We start from the raw sequence: 18,189 nt of genomic DNA, 5'->3' as shown, positions 1-18,189 counted from the left end.
GCACTGTGTTTTACCTTACTGAATGTTAAACCCGAAATTTTTTGTCGTAAAAAGTCACATTTTCGGCAACTTCTGCACGAAAGACGGAGTCCTAGGATAATTCCGAATTGCTTCTGGAATTTAAAAGAGGCCGTCTAGCAGCAGGAGTTGTCTCATGGATCATTTGCAGTCGATGAAAGTATTCGTCCGAGTGGCGGATCTCGGCAGTTTTGCCCGCGCAGCCGGCGCAATGGATATCTCGAATGCAGTGGCAACACGTCATATTGCTGACCTGGAGGGGCGTCTGGGCACCCGCTTGCTCAACCGCACTACGCGCAGCCTGTCGCTAACCGAGTCCGGCCAGGTGTACCTGGAACGCGCTCGCCAGATCCTCGACGAGCTTGAGGACGTCGAACAAATGGTGGTTGCACGTAACCACGAGCCGGTTGGATCGCTACGAATTGTCGCACCCGTCGTGTTCGGCCTGCACAACCTCGCGCCCGTGCTGCAGACCTACGCGCAACGCTATCCGAAAGTCGTGCCGGACGTCACGCTGGTCGACCGGCAAGTCGATCTGGTGGAAGAGGGCTTCGACGTGGGCATTGTGATCGCGCGCCAGATGCGCAGCGCAAGCATTGTCACGCGGCGCCTGACGACCGGGTGCCTGACCGTATGCGCGACGCCCGGGTATCTCGAAAAGCACGGCGTGCCGGCGCGGCCGGAAGACCTGGCCGAGCATCCGTCGCTGAGCTTGCCGTCCGAATATTTCGGCGATGAGCGCGTGTTCACCGGCCCGGAAGGCGAAGTGCGCGTGCGGCCGACGAACGTGATCGTCGCGAACAATACCGAGATGCTGCGCCAGTTCGCGCTGCTCGGCATGGGCATCGCGATCCTGCCGAGTTACCTGATCGGCAACGACACCACGCGCGGCAGGCTCGTGCGCCTGCTGAGCGACTATCAGCTGCCGCAGGTCGAGATCAACGTCGCGTATCCGAGCCGGCGCCATTTGCCGGCGAAGGTGCGCACGTTCATCGATCACCTTGTGGAGCATTTCAGCCAGACGCCGAATCATCAGTTGGGCGAGCAATGGGTGAAGGACGGGTTCGTCAAGCCGGGGGCGCCGGCAATCGATGAGCGCGATTCCGAGCCGCTGGTTGCGCATGCGGCGTACGCGGAAGCAGAAGGCGGTGCACGATTCGAAGCGCCTTCCGCCGATGACAGCAAGGTCGGAAGCAAGCCTGCGAAGTCGCGCTCGCGTGCGACGCCGGCCATGCCCTCGCCGTTCTGATGGGGGCCGCCTTGGTGGGGCTCATTGGGCGGTCAAGCGTTGTCCAGCACGATGAACGAAAAAAAGCCCGCGGATGATTCGCGGGCTTTTTTAATGCGGGGCCTAACCTACGGCCCTCAAAACCTGAATACCTGAAAATTAACCCGCCTTGCGAGCCGGTGCCTTCTTGGCCGCCACCTTCTTCGCAGGCGCTTTCTTCGCCGCAGGCTTGACGGTCGTTTTCTTGGCCGCCACGGCGACGTCGCCGTCGCCTTCGTCTTCTGTTTCAGCAGCTGCCGCAGCACCGCGCTTGACGGCCGGCTTGGCACCCGGCTTCGGTTCCTTCTTCTCGAATTCGAAGCCGATCTTGCCGTCCGGCTGCTTCACGAGAAACGCCTTGAAGTTACGGCCCGTGCGCGACGACTTGAAGCCCGTCAGCAAGTCCGTGCGTCCTTCTTCGAGCAGTTTCGTCATTTGCTCGCGCGACATTTCCTGCTGCAGGATCACCTTGCCCGAACGGAAATCGCAGGTCTTCGGATTCGCCACCGAGTTTTCGCACACATAACTCATGCCGTGCTCGTACACGCGCGACTGGCACTTCGGACACGCGCCAACCGGCGTCTGCTCCGAGAAATCCACCGGTTCGCCGTCTTCGCCGCCTGAATCCTGACCGAAGTCGAACTCGAGTTTCCAGTTCTTGATTTCGTCGTCGAAGGACAGCTTCAGGATGGCGGAAAACGGCCGGCCCATCTTGCTACGGAAACCCGACAGCGGCCCGATGGTTTTATCCTTGATCAACTGCTCGACTTCCGGAATCTCGAACTGCCGTCCGCCGGGAATCTTCGACATCGAGAATTCGCACTTCGTACAAGCGAATCGCCGATAGTTCTCTTTAATCTGGCTGCCGCAATTCGGACACGGTGTTTCGAGCGTCGAATAATCGCCGGGGATGGTGTCGGAGTCGTATTCCTTCGCGCGCTTCACGATGGTCTGTGTCATGCGCGCGATTTCCTGCATGAACTCGTCGCGCGGGAGCTTGCCGCGTTCCATCTGCGACAGCTTGTGCTCCCACTCGCCGGTCAATTCCGGGGCCGTCAGTTCCTCTACGCCCAGACCGCGCAGCAAGGTCATCAACTGGAACGCCTTTGCCGTAGGAATCAGCTCGCGGCCTTCGCGCACCATGTACTTTTCGCCCAGCAGCCCTTCGATGACCGCTGCACGCGTAGCCGGCGTGCCCAAGCCCTTTGCGGCCATTGCTTCGCGCAATTCCTCATCTTCAATGAGCTTGCCCGCGCCTTCCATGGCCGAGAGCAACGACGCTTCGTTGTAGCGCGCCGGCGGTTTCGTCACGAGACCCACTGCGGCGACCTTCTCGACGTCGACCTTCTCGTCCTTCTGGACCTGCACGAGATTGGCTTCTTCGCCGCCCACTTCCTTGCCGTAGACCTGCAGCCAGCCCGGCTCGACGAGCACCTTGCCTTCGGTCTTGAAATGATGGCCGGCGACTTCGGTGATCCGCGTGGTGACCAGGTATTCGGCCGCCGGGAAAAATACCGCGAGGAAGCGCTTCACGACCAGGTCGTACAGCTTCTGCTCCGGCTCGGACAGCGCTTTCGGCGCCTGCAGGGTCGGGATGATGGCGAAGTGATCGCTGATCTTCGAGTTGTCGAAGATGCGTTTGTTCGGTTTCACCCAGCCCTTGTCCAACGCCTGCTTCGCGTGCGGCAAGTAGTTGTTGCTCTCCTTGAGCATCGCGAGCGTGTCTTTCACCGTCGGAATGTAATCTTCCGGCAGCGCGCGGGCGTCAGTTCGCGGGTACGTCAGCACCTTGTGCTTTTCATACAACGCCTGAGCCAGGCCGAGCGTGTTTTTGGCCGAAAACCCAAAGCGGCCATTGGCCTCGCGCTGCAAGCTGGTCAGGTCGAACAGCAACGGCGACATCTGCGTGGTCGGCTTCGCTTCTTCCGTGACCGTGCCGGTCTTGCCACGGCAAGCCGCGACAATGGTTTCCGCAGCGGGCAAGCTCCAGAGGCGCGAGTCGCGCTGCTCCGGATCGCCCTCGACGCGCTTGAATTTCGGGTCGAACCAGCGACCTTCGTACATGCCCTTCGCAGCGATAAATTCAGCACGCACTTCCCAATAATCGCGCGGCACGAAACGACGGATCTTTTCCTCGCGTTCCACGACGATAGACAACGTTGGCGTCTGAACGCGGCCAACCGTCGTCAGGAAGAACCCGCCGCCCTTGCTGTTGAACGCGGTCATGGCGCGCGTGCCGTTGATGCCCACGAGCCAGTCGGCTTCGGAGCGGCAACGGGCGGCGTCCGCGAGCGGCTGCATGTCGGCGTCGCTGCGCAGGTTCGCAAAACCGTCGCGGATGGAACCGGCGGTCATCGACTGGAGCCAGAGGCGCTGCACCGGCTGCTTGGCTTTGGCGTGTTGCGCGATCAGGCGAAAAATCAGCTCGCCTTCGCGCCCCGCGTCACAAGCGTTGATCAGGCGATCGACGTCCTTGCGCTTGAGCAGTTTGCTCAGCACCTTCAGCCGCGATTCGGTTTTGGCGATCGGATTCAGGTCGAAATGGGGCGGAATGACGGGCAGGTTGGCGAAGCTCCACTTGCCGCGCTTGACCTCGTACTCTTCCGGCGCGGCAATTTCGAGCAAGTGGCCGACAGCCGACGACAGCACGTAGTCTTCGCTTTCGTAATATTCGTCATGCTTGGTGAAGCCGCCCAAAGCGCGCGCGATGTCGTTCGCGACAGAAGGCTTTTCAGCGATGATCAGGGCTTTGGACATGACTCGATTCTAGTTAGGGACTGGCATGAGGCCGGGTTTGGGCGGCTTGCGCCACCACGGTTCGGACTCGTTAACGTCCGCTTTATAGCATATGGCGTGCGGCGCGCGGTCTGGCATTTAGTGAAACGCGGGATGCCGAACGGTGAATGTGGGCGCTTTGTGATGCAAGCGCGAAAGCCGTTTCAGCTTACGAGTGCGCTCAGTTGCGCATATTGGTCTTGCCAGTTGATTCGAATTTACGCGGCGACGAGCGCGGGCCGGATCTTCGGTGCGCCCACCATCCCCGGCAACGCGCTCAAATCGGTCAACATGCGCGCGACAATGGACGTTTGCGGCAATACCGTTCCAAAAAAACGGGTTGTCACAGCGTCTTCAATCAAGACGGTCGGAAAATTTTCCACATCGAGGTCATCGAAGCGATCCGCCTGGTTTTCAATGTCGATCCATGCAAAGCAGATGTCCGGATGGGCGTCGGCGAGCAGGTCGAAACCCTCGCGATAATCGCGGCACGTCCCGCACCATTCGGCGCACAGGCAGGCGACGAGCAGCGTGCCGGCGCTGGTCAGGCGCTCGGCGATCTGATCGGCGTCGGTGTCGAGATTCAGCGCGGGCATGGTTCCTTGCGGTCCTTTTCGTCAGTCATTTGTTGGGTTTGCAAGAAGCGGATTTTGTCGCGAATGTAGCATGGTGCCGAAAAATCAGCGCTCAAGCCGGGTAAAGCGTCCCCCCCGGCAACGCGCCAACCCGTCCCGACAATTCGAGTTGCAACAGCAGGCTTTGTAGCGTCGCACCATCCATTTCGGTCCGCTCGGCAAGAATTTCAAGCGTCGCGGGCGCGTGCCCGAGTGCATCGAGCAGGCGGTCGGTTTCGGGAGTGGCCAGTTTTATTGACGCTGATGCCCAGGACGCGCTCGCCGGCTTGCTACGCGCGGCGGTTGCTGACCCCGACGCGCTTTCCCACGCTTTCGTGGCTTCGAAACGGGCGCCGCCGCTGCTTTGCTCTGAACCGAAAAACCGAACTTCTCGAGAATGTCCTCGGGTGTTTCCACGAGCTTCGCCCCCTGCTGGATCATCCGATGACACCCGCGCGATAGCGGCGCGTGGATCGAGCCCGGGATAGCGAATACGTCGCGCCCCATTTCGTTGGCGAGCCGGGCGGTAATCAGCGAACCCGAACGCGTGGCTGCTTCGACGATCAGCACGCCACTCACCAACCCCGCGATCAGGCGGTTACGCTGCGGAAAATTTGCCGGCCGGGCCGGTGTGCCGAGTGGCCATTCCGACACGATCGTGCCGTTTGTCGCAATTTCGTGCGCCAGCGCGTGGTGCAGCGGCGGATAGACAAGATCCGCCCCCGTTCCAATGACCGCAATCGTGCCGCCGAGACCGCTTAGTCCTCCACGATGCGCCGCGCCGTCGATACCCAGCGCGAGCCCCGACACAATCGCGAGCCCCGCATCCGAAAGGGCCTGCGCGAAGCGGCGGGCGTCGTCAATGCCTTGCGGCGTTGCGCTTCGGCTGCCGACAATTGCCACCGCCCGGGCCTGAAGCAGGTCCAGCCGTCCCTTTACATATAGCAGCGGTGGCGGATCGGGCATGGTCAGGAGCGCCGGCGGGTACGCTGAATCCGCAAGCGTGACGATCCTGTTGCCCGGAACCGACGCCCACTCAAGCGTGCGCGCAAGGCATTCGTCGAATGGACCGAGTTCCGAGCGCGGCGGGGGCCCAAGCACCGCACAGGCCGCTTTCTCTCCGGCGATTGCCGCGGGCGCGCCGAATGACTAGTTCAGCACCGCCTGCGGCCCGCCGAATTCGGCAAGCAACGCACGCAGCGCGATGGGCGGTAAACCGCTCGCATTAGCCAGCCGCAGCCAGGCCGAAACGTCCCGCAAATCGGTCTCTCCCAGACAGGGCTTGGCGTCGGCCGTCGGCAACAGGAAAGGTGTCATGTTAAAATTTTCATATTCCGAAATACGAAAGGATTGTCGAAGGGCCTTTTTCCTGGCCTTTCGGACAACGCGTTGCCGCCCCGCGAGCGGCACTGAAACGACGTTGAAGCGCCGCGTTTCGGCCCAATCATCTTCTCGATACCGGCACTCTTTTACAACCTGGCCGAATGGCCGACTATCGCGCGCCGCGGCGTGCGTCGATAATCTGAATCATGGCTCTGCTCAACATACTCAAATACCCGGACAAGCGGCTGCACAAGGTCGCGAAGCCCGTAGAGGTCGTCAATGACCGGATTCGCAAGCTCGTCGCAGATATGGCTGAAACCATGTACGCGGCGCCTGGCGTCGGCCTTGCCGCGACCCAGGTGGACGTGCATGAACGCGTGATCGTGATCGACACGTCGGACACGCACGACCAGCTTCAGGCCTTCATCAATCCGGAGATCATCTGGTCGAGCGACGAGAAGAAGGATCACGAGGAAGGCTGCCTGTCGGTGCCGGGCATCTACGACTTCGTCGAGCGGCCGGAAAAGGTGCGCGTGCGCGCGCTGAACGAGAAGGGCGAGACGTTTGAAATCGACTGCGAAGAGTTGCTTGCGGTGTGCATCCAGCACGAGATGGATCACCTGATGGGACGCGTGTTTGTGGAATACCTTTCGTCGCTGAAGCAGACGCGAATTCGCGGCAAGATGAAAAAGCTCGAAAAGGCGCTGTGACGGGTCGATTCACCAAGACGGATGCTGGAATTTGCAGGTTGCTGAATCGATGACTCAATCGCTGCGTGTCGTATTTGCCGGAACACCTGAATTTGCCGCTGCCGCACTGGCCGCCATTCACGCGGCGGGTTTTCATGTGCCGCTCGTGTTGACGCAGCCGGACCGGCCCGCCGGACGCGGATTGAAACTGGCTCCCGGGCCGGTCAAGCGGTTGGCGGTCGAGCGCGGCTTGCCGGTGGCGCAGCCGACCTCGTTGCGGCGCAATGGCAAGTATCCCGAGGAAGCGGCCGCCGCAATTGAACTGCTGAAGGCCACGCCGCACGACGTCATGGTGGTTGCGGCGTACGGGCTGATCCTGCCGCAGGAAGTGCTCGACATCCCGCCGTTGGGCGCAATCAACATTCATGGTTCGCTGTTGCCTCGCTGGCGCGGCGCAGCGCCCATTCATCGTGCGCTCGAAGCTGGTGACGCCGAGACGGGCATCACGCTGATGCAGATGGATGCGGGACTCGATACCGGTGCAATGATCCGGGAAGGCCGCATCGCGATCACGCCTGCGGACACCACGGCCACGCTGCACGACCGGATGGCCCGGCTCGGTGCTGATCTGATCGTCGAAGCGTTGCGGGATCTCGAACGGGACGGCGCCTTGCCCGCCACGCCGCAGCCGCCGGACGGCGCGACGTACGCCGAGAAGATCGCCAAGCACGAAGCGGCGCTCGACTGGCGTCGTCCGGCGAGCATGCTCGCGCGTCAGATTCGCGCCTTCGATCCGTTTCCCGGCGCGTTTGGAACGCTCGATGGCGTTGTCGTCAAGATCTGGGCCGCAGAGCCGGTGGCACTGACGGGTGATGCGGATCCCGGCGCGATTGTGGAAAGCGGTGCGGAGGGTGTCGTGGTCGCATGCGGTCAGGGCGGCTTGCGTCTCACGCAGTTGCAAAAGCCCGGCGGCAAACGACTGCCTGTGCGCGAATTTCTTGCGGGATCGCCTATTGTTAAAGGGCAACGATTCGAACTTCGGGAAGTCGCGCCGGATGCCTGAAACGGTGTCAGCGTATTTGCCACGCCGTCGTTGCGACGGCTAAAACCAGCCAAAAAACATAGGTCCCGCAATGCTTGGAATCACCGGTTTCACGCTGTTTATCGTCGCCGTCATGTTGCTGAGCGTTACGCCGGGGCCGGATACGGCGTACATCGTCGGCCGGAGTGTCGCACAGGGGCGTGGCGCGGGCGTGGTGTCGGCGCTGGGCATTGCGCTCGGCTGCATTGTGCATACGCTGGCCTGCGCGTTCGGGCTGACGGCGTTGCTGGCGGCATCGGTGACGGCGTTCACCATCGTCAAGTTCGCGGGAGCGATTTACTTGATCTATCTTGGCGTGCGGCTGATCTTCGCCAAGCCGGCAGCCGCGAAAACCAGCCACAAGCCGAGCGAAGCGACCCGCGTTCCCGCCGCACCGAAGTCGCTCCAGCAAATCTTCACGCAAGGCTTCGTCACGAATGTGCTGAACCCGAAAGTGGTGCTGTTTTTCGTCTCGTTCATTCCGCAATTCGTTGCCGTCGACAGCGAACACAAAACCCTCGCCTTCCTCGCGCTTGGTTTTGTGTTCGTGCTGGTCAGCACGTTCTGGAACACGTTCGTGGCGTGGATCGCGGGCAGCGTAACGCAACGCTTCTCCGGCAAGCCCGGCGTCAAGCTATGGCTGGACAGGGTGGTGGGCAGTGCATTCGTCGGACTGGGCATCAAGCTGGCGACTTCACACAGGTGATTGAATTTTTACGGGATGTCCTTATCTAACATTTTGCTTACAATCTGAGGCCGGGCAATTGCGGGCAGATTGTCTGGTCAGGCAAAAAGGCCGCTTCGGCCGCTCGCGCTTAACGCGCATTGATATTGGGTGAGGAGTTCAAGACATGTTCAACTGGGTCAAAACGGCGATGCTGATGGCAGCGATCACGGCCCTTTTTGTCGTGATCGGAGGAATGATCGGCGGCAGCAAGGGGATGATGCTTGCGCTGATCGTCGCCCTCGCCATGAATTTCTTTTCGTACTGGTTCTCGGACAAGCTCGTGCTGAAGATGTACAACGCACAGGAAGTCGACGAAGCCAGCGCGCCGCAGTTTTACCGGATGGTCCGCGAACTCGCCACGCGGGCGCAACTGCCCATGCCGAAGGTGTATCTCATCGACGAAAATGCGCCCAACGCGTTTGCAACAGGGCGTAATCCGGAGCACGCGGCGGTTGCGGCGACTACCGGCATCTTGCGGGTGTTGTCCGAGCGCGAGTTGCGCGGCGTGATGGCGCATGAGCTGGCGCACGTGAAGCACCGCGACATCCTGATCTCGACAATATCGGCGACCATGGCCGGTGCTATCTCGGCGCTGGCCAACTTCGCCATGTTCTTCGGCGGCCGGGATTCCGAAGGCCGGCGCACGAATCCGATCGCCGCTATTGCTGTCGCCATGTTGGCTCCGCTGGCCGGTGCGCTGATCCAGATGGCTATTTCGCGGGCGCGGGAATTCGAGGCTGATCGCGGCGGCGCGCAGATTTCCGGCGATCCGCAAGCGCTCGCCAGCGCGCTCGAGAAAATCCACGCGTATGCCGCGGGCGTGCCATTCCCCGCCGCCGAGCAGCATCCCGCCACGGCGCAGATGATGATCATGAACCCGCTGGCGGGTGGCGGAATCTCGAAGCTCTTTTCCACGCACCCGGCGACCGAGGAACGCGTTGCGCGCCTGATGGAAATGGCGCGAACCGGCCGGATGGAGTGATGGGAGCTGTCTAAGGCATAGTCATGGACCCATCGCCGCGAGAGCGGCGATGGGTCTTGTCACACCATGACACCCTGTCATATAAACAGAGGGTTGCCTCCAACCCCGTCCGTTCGGCCAGCATTCCAGCCTCAATCTCAGACCCAAACCCCTCGCAAGTTACAATGCTTCGTTTGTGCGGACCGGCATCGGCCGGCTCGAACGCCTTCGCCCCGACATGACCGAAAAGCCTTCCCGACGCCGCACCGTTTCATCGGCGGAAAGCAGTCGAGCGTCGTCCGACGCCCGGCTCGCCACGCTTCACCTCGCTCCCGATTCCCTTGCGTTCGCGCTCGATGCCGCCGCGCAAGCAGTCGGCGCGGTGCGTGCCGGTTCCGCGCTGCCCGCAGCCTTGCAGACGGTCATTGCGGCCACGCACGTGGCGGTATCGCGCGGGGCGACGCAGGACATTGCGTACCGCACGTTGCGGCGCCTTGCCGTGGCCGAGGCGCTGCTCGCGAAACTGGTGCGCAAAGCGCCGCCGCCGCATGTATCGAATGTCATGGCATGCGCGTTCGCCCTTCTGGTGGACGACGAAGCCGAGGCCGCCTACACGCCATTTACCGTTGTCGATCAAGCCGTCAACGCCGTCGCCGCGCGGCGCGAATTCGCGTTTGCAAAGGGTCTGGTCAACGCCGTGTTGCGCTCGTTCCTGCGTGAACGTGAAGCGTTACTCGCCGAGGTTCAAAGCGATCCGGTCGCGCGTTTCAACTATCCCGCATGGTGGATCGATGCGGTAAAGCGCGGTCATCCGGACGAATGGGAAAACATCCTGGACGCCGGTAACCGGCAAGGGCCACTTACGTTGCGCGTGAACGCACGGCGTATGAGCGTCGCGCAATATCTCGACGTCCTCAAGGCCGAGCACACAGAAGCCGAAGCCGCGGGCATTCATGCCGTGCGTCTCAAGACGCCGACGGCGGTCGACAAGATTCCCGGTTTCGCCGACGGCGTCGTCTCGGTTCAGGACGCCGGCGCGCAACTCGCCGCGCAGTTGCTGAATGCGCGCGATGGCATGCGCGTGCTCGATGCCTGCGCGGCACCCGGTGGCAAGACGGGCCATGTGCTGGAACTGGCGAACGTCGAGTTGATTGCGGTGGAAAGCGACGCGGGGCGCGCGCGGCGTATCGGAGAGAATCTGCAGCGCCTGAACGTGCAAGCGGAAATTCGCGTAGGCGATGCCGGCGAGCCGTCGGGCTGGTCGGACGGAGATCCGTTCGATCGCATTCTTGCCGACGTGCCGTGCTCGGCATCGGGTATCGTGCGGCGTCATCCGGACATTCGCTGGCTGCGCCGTCCGACTGACATCGCCGCCTTGGTCGAAGAGCAGCGCCGCATCCTTTCTGCGCTCTGGCCCCTGGTCGCAACCGGCGGCGAGTTGCTCTACGTTACATGCTCAATCTTCCCGGAAGAGGGCGAGTTACAGGCGCAGTGGTTTGGAGCGGTGCACGAAGATGCGGTACGATTGGACGCGCCGGGGCAATTATTGCCGACAGCCAGCCGCACCGGCGCGGCTGGTGGGCAAGTATCACCGGACCCGGTCGCGAACTCGCTGACGGACAATTCAGGCGAGGCGCAACGTACCCGTTCAACATTGACGCGGGACGCGGAAGCCTTTGCGGACCACGACGGATTCTTCTACGCGCGCTTTCAGAAACGGTGACGATCAAACGCTTTTTCCCGCTGCGGCTCGCGCCTGCCGGCCAGGCCGTGCTGGCCATGCTATTGAGCCTTGCGCTGTCGTTCATGCCCGTTTCGGCCGCGCAGGCCGATCCCATCGCTGTGCAGCGTGCGTCGCTGCAGGCGGACGGATCGGGCTGGAGTCTCGACGCCCGTTTCGACTTCGACCTCAACAGCAGCCTTGAAGACGCCGTAAACAAGGGTGTGCCTTTGTATTTCACAACGGATTTCGATCTGTCGCGGCCGCGCTGGTATTGGTTCGACGAAGAACCGGTGAGCGTGTCGCAAAGTATCCGGCTTTCGTTTCAGCCCCTGACACGCGAATATCGTGTCTCTACCGGGGGCTTGCAGCTCGGTTTCGCCACGCTTGAGGAAGCGCTCGCGGTCATCAAGCACGTGACGTCTTGGCACGTAATCGATCGTAACCAGGTCAAGCCCGGCGAGACATATAACGCTTCAGTGCGCATGCAGCTCGACATTGCACTGATGCCCAAGCCGTTCCAGATCGACGCGGTCAACAACCGCGACTGGAATCTCTCTTCCGACTGGAAGCGTTTTACTTTTACGGCGGCGACCAGTGCTAAATAAACTACGCCGCCGACCGCTACGCCGCACGAACATGACGGGCCTCGTGGTTCGGGTGCTCGTGACAACGGTTGCGCTCACGGCCATTCTGCTGCTCGTGATGCTGGCCCTGGCCAGCGCGAACACCGAGTTCTTCGATCGTTATTACCAGTGGCTGTACGCCGCGAATCTCGCGGTGGCGGTCGTGCTGATACTGATCGTGATCGGGCTGCTGGCGATCATCATCACCCGGGTGCGGCAGGGCAAGTTCGGCACGCGGCTGCTCGCGAAACTCGCGTTCATCTTTGCGCTCGTGGGCGTAGTGCCGGGCGCGATCATCTATGTGGTGTCGTATCAGTTCGTGTCGCGCAGTATCGAGTCGTGGTTCGACGTGAACGTGGAAACCGCGCTCACGTCCGGGCTGAATCTCGGGCGCGGCATGCTGGATGCATCGTTGTCCGATTTGCAGAACAAGGGCCGCCTGATGGGCGACCAGCTTGCAAGCGCCGATCCGACCAGCCTCACGCTCACGCTGTTGCGCTTGCGCGATCAGTTCAATGTGCAGGACGCGACCATCGTCGAACCGGCGAGAAGCGGCTCCGGTACCGCGCCCGATGTGCGTGTGGTGGCGCAGGCATCGAGTAATTTCGCGGCGCTCGTGCCTGACGACCTGCCCACTCCGCTGCAACTGAATCAGGCGCGTGGCAGGCCGTACGGGGCGATTGAAGGCGAGGTCGATGGCGATTCAAGCCAGACCGGGCCGAAGGGCGCACTGAGGCTGCGGGTGATCGTGAAGATCCCCGATAGCTCGACCACTGAATTGCAGCCGGCCGAACGTTTCCTGCAGATCGAACAGCCGGTCAGTACCGGACTTGCCCGCAATGCCGACGCCGTGCAGCGCGCGTATCGCGAGTATCAGGAGAAGGCGCTCGGGCGCACCGGATTGCGCAAGATGTATATCGGCACGCTGACGCTCGCGCTGTTCCTCGCCACCTTCATTGCGATGATGCTGGCGCTTGCACTCGGCAATCAGCTCGCGCGGCCGTTGTTCCTGCTCGCGCAAGGCACGAAGGAAGTCGCCGAGGGCGATTACACGCCCAAGCGCGAAGTGAAGTCGCGTGACGAGCTCGGCTTCCTCACGCAGTCGTTCAACGCCATGACGCGGCAATTGTCCGAGGCGCGTGCGGCGGTGGAGAACAATCGGATCGCGCTTGAACATTCGAAGGCGTATCTCGAGAGCATTCTCGCGAACCTGACCGCCGGCGTGTTCGTGTTCGACCGGCAGTTTCGACTGACCACGGCGAATCGCGGCGCCGAGCGGATCTTCCGGCAGCCGTTCAATGCGTCGCTGAACTTGCCGCTTGAACAGATCGGCGTGCTGTCCGAGTTTGGTGCAATGGTGCGAAAGGCATTTGCAGATCGCGATGCAGCCGCGAGCGGCAGCGGCCGGCCCATTGGCGACCGTGGGCACTGGCAACAGCAGCTTGCAGTACCGGTGGCCGGCGAGACCGATCCGCTAACCTTGCTGGTACGCGGCACGCAATTGCTGACCCTGACCGAAAGCGATACCGACGACGCCGAGACAACGGGCTACGTAGTCGTATTCGACGATATCTCCGACGTCATCTCGGCGCAGCGTTCTGTCGCATGGGGCGAAGTCGCGCGGAGGCTTGCGCACGAGATCAAGAATCCGCTGACACCGATCCAGCTATCGGCGGAACGGTTGCAGATGAAGCTGGCCGACAAGCTTGCTCCCGCCGATGCGGACGTGCTCAAGCGCGGCGCGACCACCATCGTGAACCAGGTGCAGGCGATGAAGCAGATGGTCGACGACTTCCGCGAATACGCGCGTACGCCGCCGGCCGTCCTGGGCAATCTGCAGCTCAATGATCTCGTGACCGAGGTGCTGACGTTGTATGGCATTGAAGAGGGCAAGAGTCATATCACCGTGGAGCTGACAAAATTGCCGGTGATTCGTGGCGACGCGACGCAGCTCAGGCAGGTGATTCACAATCTCTTGCAGAATGCGCAGGATGCGGTGGCCGATGTGGCTGAACCGCGCGTGCTGCTTGAAACGAAGACAGTAGAATATGGCGACTCCGATGCCTCCGGACATGCCCGCGTGGCGGTGCGGTTGACGGTATCGGATAACGGTTCTGGTTTTCCCGCGCGAATTCTCTCGCGCGCGTTCGAGCCTTATGTGACAACGAAGGCCAAGGGCACGGGTCTGGGTCTTGCAACGGTGAAGAAGATCGTCGACGAGCATGGCGCGCGCATCGACATCCGCAATCGTTCGAAGACCCCTGACGTGATCGAAGGCGCGCAGATCTCGATTCTGTTCCTGCAACTCGCGGACGATACCGCCGAACCGGGCGCGACGCCGCCCTCGGCGGCGGCGGCGAGTCACGGAACGACAAAAGCATTAGTGCAGACAAGGGCAGCGTAAATGGCAACCATCCTGGTGGTAGACGACGAAATGGGTATCCGGGAATTGCTCTCGGAGATCCTGAGCGACGAAGGTCACGTGGTGGAGACGGCAGAGAATGCGCAGCATGCGCGGGAGTACCGGTTGCGGCAGGCGCCGGATCTCGTGCTGCTCGACATCTGGATGCCCGATACCGACGGCGTGACCCTGCTGAAAGAGTGGGCGGCGCAGGGCAAGCTCACCATGCCGGTGATCATGATGTCGGGCCATGCGACTATCGATACGGCGGTTGAGGCCACGAAGATTGGTGCGCTCAACTTCCTCGAGAAACCGATCGCGTTGCAAAAATTGCTCAAGGCGGTCGAGCAGGGTCTTGCTCGCGGCACGGCTGCGGCGCCAATCGCGAATGCGGCCACGCGGCCGGCTTTGCCGTCGAGCGGTTCGACCGTGCCGGCTTCTGCTGCGTTGCCGGTGGCTGCATCGCTGAACCTGGCGGGTGGCGATGGCGGCGCGCTGGGTGCAACGGGTCCGGCGGGCGCGACGGCGTCCATCTCCTTCGACATTCCGTTACGCGATGCCCGCGATGCGTTTGAGCGCGCGTACTTCGAGTATCACCTGGCGCGTGAGAACGGCAGCATGACGCGGGTGGCGGAAAAGACGGGACTGGAGCGTACGCACTTGTATCGCAAGCTCAAGCAACTCGGCGTGGATCTGGGCAAGAACAAGAGCGAGGCTTGACTGGCGGGCGTTCCAGGATCGTTACAGTAAAAAGCTGGCAAAAAGCACTTGAGCGACATAATCCCCTTTGATATACTTTCGTTCTTCGTGGCCCGGTAGCTCAGTTGGTAGAGCAGCGGATTGAAAATCCGCGTGTCGATGGTTCGATTCCGTCCCAGGCCACCACAGTTGCAAAAAATGCCCGGAAACCGCAAGGTTTCCGGGCATTTTCCATTGTGCTATTTTGTTTTCGCTCGCACTGGATGCGCACTGGACGCCAACCTGTCCCGAGCCTTCTCCGCCGGGTCAAGCTCCGGCCGGGAGCGAATGCCACCTTCATGATAAAATCCTTGGTTCTTCAAAGACTTGGCTAAGATAGGACCGGGATAAAACCGCGCGCTGCGGCCTCTCCTGAACCTTAGCCAGATCGCGCATCCCCTCTTCTCCATTGGAGTTTCACGGTGACTCGGACAGACGCTAAAGACAGCGCACTGGTGCTGTTTTCCGGCGGCCAGGATTCGGCCACATGCCTCGCCTGGGCGCTCGATCGCTTTACGACCGTCGAGACACTCGGCTTCGACTATGGTCAGCGCCATCGCGTGGAACTCGAATGCCGGGAAGGTTTTCGGGCATCGGTGAAACAGCAGTTTCCGCAGTGGGCAGAACGGCTCGGCGAAGATCACATGATCGACCTGTCGGTCCTCGGTGCGATCAGCGACACCGCCATGACGCGCGAGATCGAAATTGAAGCCAGCGCGAACGGCTTGCCCAATACCTTCGTGCCCGGCCGCAATCTCATGTTCATGACGATCGCCGCCGCCATTGCCTATCGGCGCGGATTGAAGGTGCTCGTCGGCGGCATGTGCGAAACGGATTTCTCGGGCTACCCCGATTGCCGCGACGACACCATGAAGGCGTTGCAAGTCGCCCTCAACCTCGGCATGGACAGCCGCTTCCTGCTCGAGACACCGCTGATGTGGCTCGATAAAGCCGACACCTGGCGCCTGGCCGAACAGCTAGGCGGCGAGGCGCTGGTGGAACTGGTGCGTGTCGAGACGCACACGTGTTATGTCGGCGAGCGCGCCGAGTTGCATGATTGGGGTTTTGGCTGCGGCCAATGCCCGGCATGCAAGCTGCGCAAGCGCGGCTACGAAGCCTACAAGTCGGGTGAGCAAGTCACCACTGAACCGGTCTGATCATGACGTACGCAGTAAAGGAAATTTTCTATACGTTGCAGGGCGAAGGCGCAAATGCCGGCCGCCCGGCCGTGTTCTGCCGCTTCGCCGGCTGCAATCTCTGGTCGGGCCGCGAGGAAGATCGCGCGGACGCCGTCTGCCAGTTTTGCGACACGGATTTCGTTGGCACGGACGGCGAGAACGGCGGTAAATATCGCACACCTGCAGAACTCGTCGCCATGATCTCGTCGCAATGGCCGGAAGGCGAAGCACACAAGTTCGTGGTCTGTACGGGCGGCGAGCCCATGCTGCAGATCGACCCGCCTTTCGTCGATGCCCTGCATGCAGCCGGCTTCGAAATGGCGATCGAAACGAACGGGTCGCTGCCGGTGCTGGACAGCATCGACTGGATTTGCGTGAGCCCGAAGGCCGGCGCGCCGCTGGTCGTGACGAGGGGCAACGAGTTGAAGGTCGTCGTGCCGCAAGACAATCAGCCGCTGGCCGACTACGCAAAACTCGACTTCGAGTATTTCCTCGTGCAACCCATGGACGGCCCGTCGCGCGACATCAATACGAAGCTCGCGATCGACTGGTGCAAGCGGCATCCGCAATGGCGCCTGTCCATGCAGACGCACAAGTACCTGAACATCCCCTAACGCGAATCAAGCCCAAGCTGAGCCGACGTGCAGACGATTACCCGAAAACTTGAATTCGATGCGGGCCACCGCATCCCCGATCACCGCAGCCAGTGCCGTAACCTGCACGGTCATCGGTATGTGCTGGAAATCACGCTGCAAGGTGAACTCGTCGAAACGGAAGGCGCGCCGGATCGCGGCATGGTGATGGACTTCGCCGACGTCAAGGCGCTGGCAATGGAGCATCTCGTCAACAAGTGGGACCACGCGTTTATCGTCTATGCACGCGACGAAGTCGTGCGAAGTTTTCTTGAGCAGATGGCTGACCACAAGACCGTCGTGCTGGACCGTATTCCTACCGTTGAAAATCTCGCTGCCGAAGCGTTCCGGATTCTCTCCGGCGTCTACAACGACCACTACGGCGTCGATCTGAAGTTGAAGCGCGTGCGCCTCTACGAAACACCGAATTGCTGGGCGGACGTCGAAGGCGTCTGACACTTCAGCGGTCTCAGTCTCCAAGGTCCTAAGGCAGGCTCCTGCCAGCGCTCTTTTGTCACGGTATGATCTTTGGACAAGCCGCACTTTTTTGCTGCGGCGCATTCAACGACATAGCCCTACCGGAGCGAGACATGCCTGTCAGCCATTCCGCCGCGCGTGACCTACCTGGGACCACGCGATGAGCACCTACACCAATCTCCTCAAAGAGCGTTTCACCGAATCCGGCACCTTGTACGGCCTGTGGCTGTCGCTCGGCAGCGCGGACGTGGCCGAAGCCGTGGCGCATGCCGGGTTCGACTGGCTGTGTATCGACATGGAGCATTCGCCGAACGACAGCCATGACGTCGTCGCGCAACTTCGTGCAATTGCCGCCGCGCACTTGCCGACCGAGCCGATCGTCCGCGTGCCGGCGCATGAAGGCTGGCTGGTCAAGCGCGTGCTGGACGCAGGCGCACGCACCCTGATGTTCCCGAACGTGGAAACGGCGGAAGAGGCGGCACACGTTGTGCGTCTCACGCAGTATCCGAACGCCGATGCCCGCGATGGCCTGCGCGGCGCCGCCGGCGCGGTGCGCGCAGCGGCGTACGGCATCCGGCGCGATTACGTGAGTTCGGCGAATGCGCAGATATCGACCATCGTGCAAATCGAATCCGAGCAGGCGCTTGCGAATGTGGAAGCGATCGCGGCTACGCCGGGCGTGGATTGCCTGTTCATCGGGCCTGCCGATCTGGCCGCGAGCCTCGGCCATCTCGGCGATACCAAACATCCGGACGTCCAGGCGGCGATCACGAAAATTATCGATACCGCAAAACACGCAGGTATCGCGAGCGGCATTTTCGCGCTCGATGTCGCCAGTGCCCGGTCATATGCAGAAGCGGGCGTGAAGGTTGTCGCGTTATCGGCCGATGTGGGCTGGCTGTTAAAAGCGACGCGACAGGCGTTGCAGGAGGCAAGGGCATGAAACCCGGAATATTGGGCGC

Annotated in this window: 16 protein-coding genes, 1 tRNA gene and 1 pseudogene; 14 read left to right on the top strand and 4 right to left on the bottom strand. The window is 61.5% G+C overall.

Features of this window, described 5'->3' with window-relative positions; genetic code table 11:
* Positions 1-154 precede the first annotated feature (154 nt).
* On the top strand, positions 155-1,267 hold the full coding sequence (locus AWB69_RS04135) for a LysR family transcriptional regulator (RefSeq protein ID WP_062082406.1): 1,113 nt from the start codon (positions 155-157) through the stop codon (positions 1,265-1,267).
* Between the two features lie 138 nt (positions 1,268-1,405).
* Here AWB69_RS04135 and AWB69_RS04130 read toward each other — a convergent pair whose 3' ends face one another.
* From AWB69_RS04130 to AWB69_RS50700, 4 genes and pseudogenes are all read right to left on the bottom strand, one after another.
* Positions 1,406-4,042 carry a DNA topoisomerase III gene (locus AWB69_RS04130; RefSeq protein ID WP_062082403.1) on the bottom strand — a complete coding sequence of 879 codons (2,637 nt, stop codon included), beginning with the start codon at positions 4,040-4,042 and terminating at the stop codon, positions 1,406-1,408.
* A 236-nt stretch (positions 4,043-4,278) separates the two neighbouring features.
* A complete protein-coding gene (locus AWB69_RS04125; RefSeq protein WP_062082401.1) occupies positions 4,279-4,656 on the bottom strand; it encodes a thioredoxin family protein in 378 nt (125 codons plus the stop codon).
* 91 nt (positions 4,657-4,747) lie between these two features.
* Positions 4,748-5,802, bottom strand: a pseudogene (dprA, locus tag AWB69_RS04120) (DNA-processing protein DprA).
* A 21-nt stretch (positions 5,803-5,823) separates the two neighbouring features.
* A complete protein-coding gene (locus tag AWB69_RS50700; RefSeq protein WP_407923012.1) occupies positions 5,824-5,991 on the bottom strand; it encodes a hypothetical protein in 168 nt (55 codons plus the stop codon).
* A 212-nt stretch (positions 5,992-6,203) separates the two neighbouring features.
* Here AWB69_RS50700 and def point away from each other — a divergent pair, with 212 nt between their 5' ends.
* The 13 genes from def to AWB69_RS04055 all read left to right on the top strand — a co-directional run bounded on the left by def (position 6,204) and on the right by AWB69_RS04055 (position 18,170).
* Positions 6,204-6,707, top strand: a complete 504-nt coding sequence (gene def / locus AWB69_RS04115; protein ID WP_062082399.1) for a peptide deformylase — start codon at positions 6,204-6,206, stop codon at positions 6,705-6,707.
* Between the two features lie 49 nt (positions 6,708-6,756).
* A complete protein-coding gene (gene fmt, locus AWB69_RS04110; RefSeq protein ID WP_062082396.1) occupies positions 6,757-7,749 on the top strand; it encodes a methionyl-tRNA formyltransferase in 993 nt (330 codons plus the stop codon).
* Between the two features lie 70 nt (positions 7,750-7,819).
* The gene (locus AWB69_RS04105) at positions 7,820-8,473 is read left to right on the top strand and encodes a LysE family translocator (RefSeq protein WP_062082394.1); all 654 of its coding nucleotides are present in this window, start codon (positions 7,820-7,822) and stop codon (positions 8,471-8,473) included.
* A gap of 145 nt (positions 8,474-8,618) precedes the next feature.
* Positions 8,619-9,476, top strand: coding sequence for a zinc metalloprotease HtpX (gene htpX / locus AWB69_RS04100; RefSeq protein WP_062082392.1), 858 nt, complete (start codon positions 8,619-8,621; stop codon positions 9,474-9,476).
* 217 nt (positions 9,477-9,693) lie between these two features.
* Complete coding sequence (gene rsmB / locus AWB69_RS04095; RefSeq protein ID WP_062082511.1) at positions 9,694-11,178, top strand: 16S rRNA (cytosine(967)-C(5))-methyltransferase RsmB; 1,485 nt, start codon at positions 9,694-9,696, stop codon at positions 11,176-11,178.
* The gene (locus tag AWB69_RS04090; protein WP_062082390.1) at positions 11,175-11,783 is read left to right on the top strand and encodes a DUF4390 domain-containing protein; all 609 of its coding nucleotides are present in this window, start codon (positions 11,175-11,177) and stop codon (positions 11,781-11,783) included. Before rsmB ends, AWB69_RS04090 begins: the two co-directional genes overlap by 4 nt.
* Before the next feature lie 31 nt (positions 11,784-11,814).
* Positions 11,815-14,205: a sensor histidine kinase gene (locus tag AWB69_RS04085; protein WP_062082388.1), complete on the top strand. Its 2,391-nt coding sequence runs from the start codon at positions 11,815-11,817 to the stop codon at positions 14,203-14,205.
* Complete coding sequence (gene esaR, locus AWB69_RS04080; protein ID WP_062082385.1) at positions 14,206-14,922, top strand: response regulator transcription factor EsaR; 717 nt, start codon at positions 14,206-14,208, stop codon at positions 14,920-14,922.
* 89 nt (positions 14,923-15,011) lie between these two features.
* Positions 15,012-15,087, top strand: a tRNA-Phe gene (locus tag AWB69_RS04075).
* A gap of 275 nt (positions 15,088-15,362) precedes the next feature.
* Positions 15,363-16,097, top strand: a complete 735-nt coding sequence (gene queC, locus AWB69_RS04070) for a 7-cyano-7-deazaguanine synthase QueC (RefSeq protein WP_062082383.1) — start codon at positions 15,363-15,365, stop codon at positions 16,095-16,097.
* A 2-nt stretch (positions 16,098-16,099) separates the two neighbouring features.
* The gene (gene queE, locus AWB69_RS04065; RefSeq protein WP_062082381.1) at positions 16,100-16,732 is read left to right on the top strand and encodes a 7-carboxy-7-deazaguanine synthase; all 633 of its coding nucleotides are present in this window, start codon (positions 16,100-16,102) and stop codon (positions 16,730-16,732) included.
* Between the two features lie 27 nt (positions 16,733-16,759).
* Entirely contained in the window at positions 16,760-17,206 is a 447-nt protein-coding gene (gene queD / locus AWB69_RS04060; protein WP_062082379.1) for a 6-carboxytetrahydropterin synthase QueD, read from the top strand.
* A gap of 181 nt (positions 17,207-17,387) precedes the next feature.
* Positions 17,388-18,170, top strand: a complete 783-nt coding sequence (locus tag AWB69_RS04055) for an HpcH/HpaI aldolase family protein (protein ID WP_062082377.1) — start codon at positions 17,388-17,390, stop codon at positions 18,168-18,170.
* Positions 18,171-18,189: the final 19 nt, after the last annotated feature.

Origin of the sequence: Caballeronia udeis (assembly GCF_001544555.2) — a bacterium.
GTDB lineage: Bacteria > Pseudomonadota > Gammaproteobacteria > Burkholderiales > Burkholderiaceae > Caballeronia > Caballeronia udeis.
This window is presented reverse-complemented; position numbering and strand designations above follow the sequence as displayed.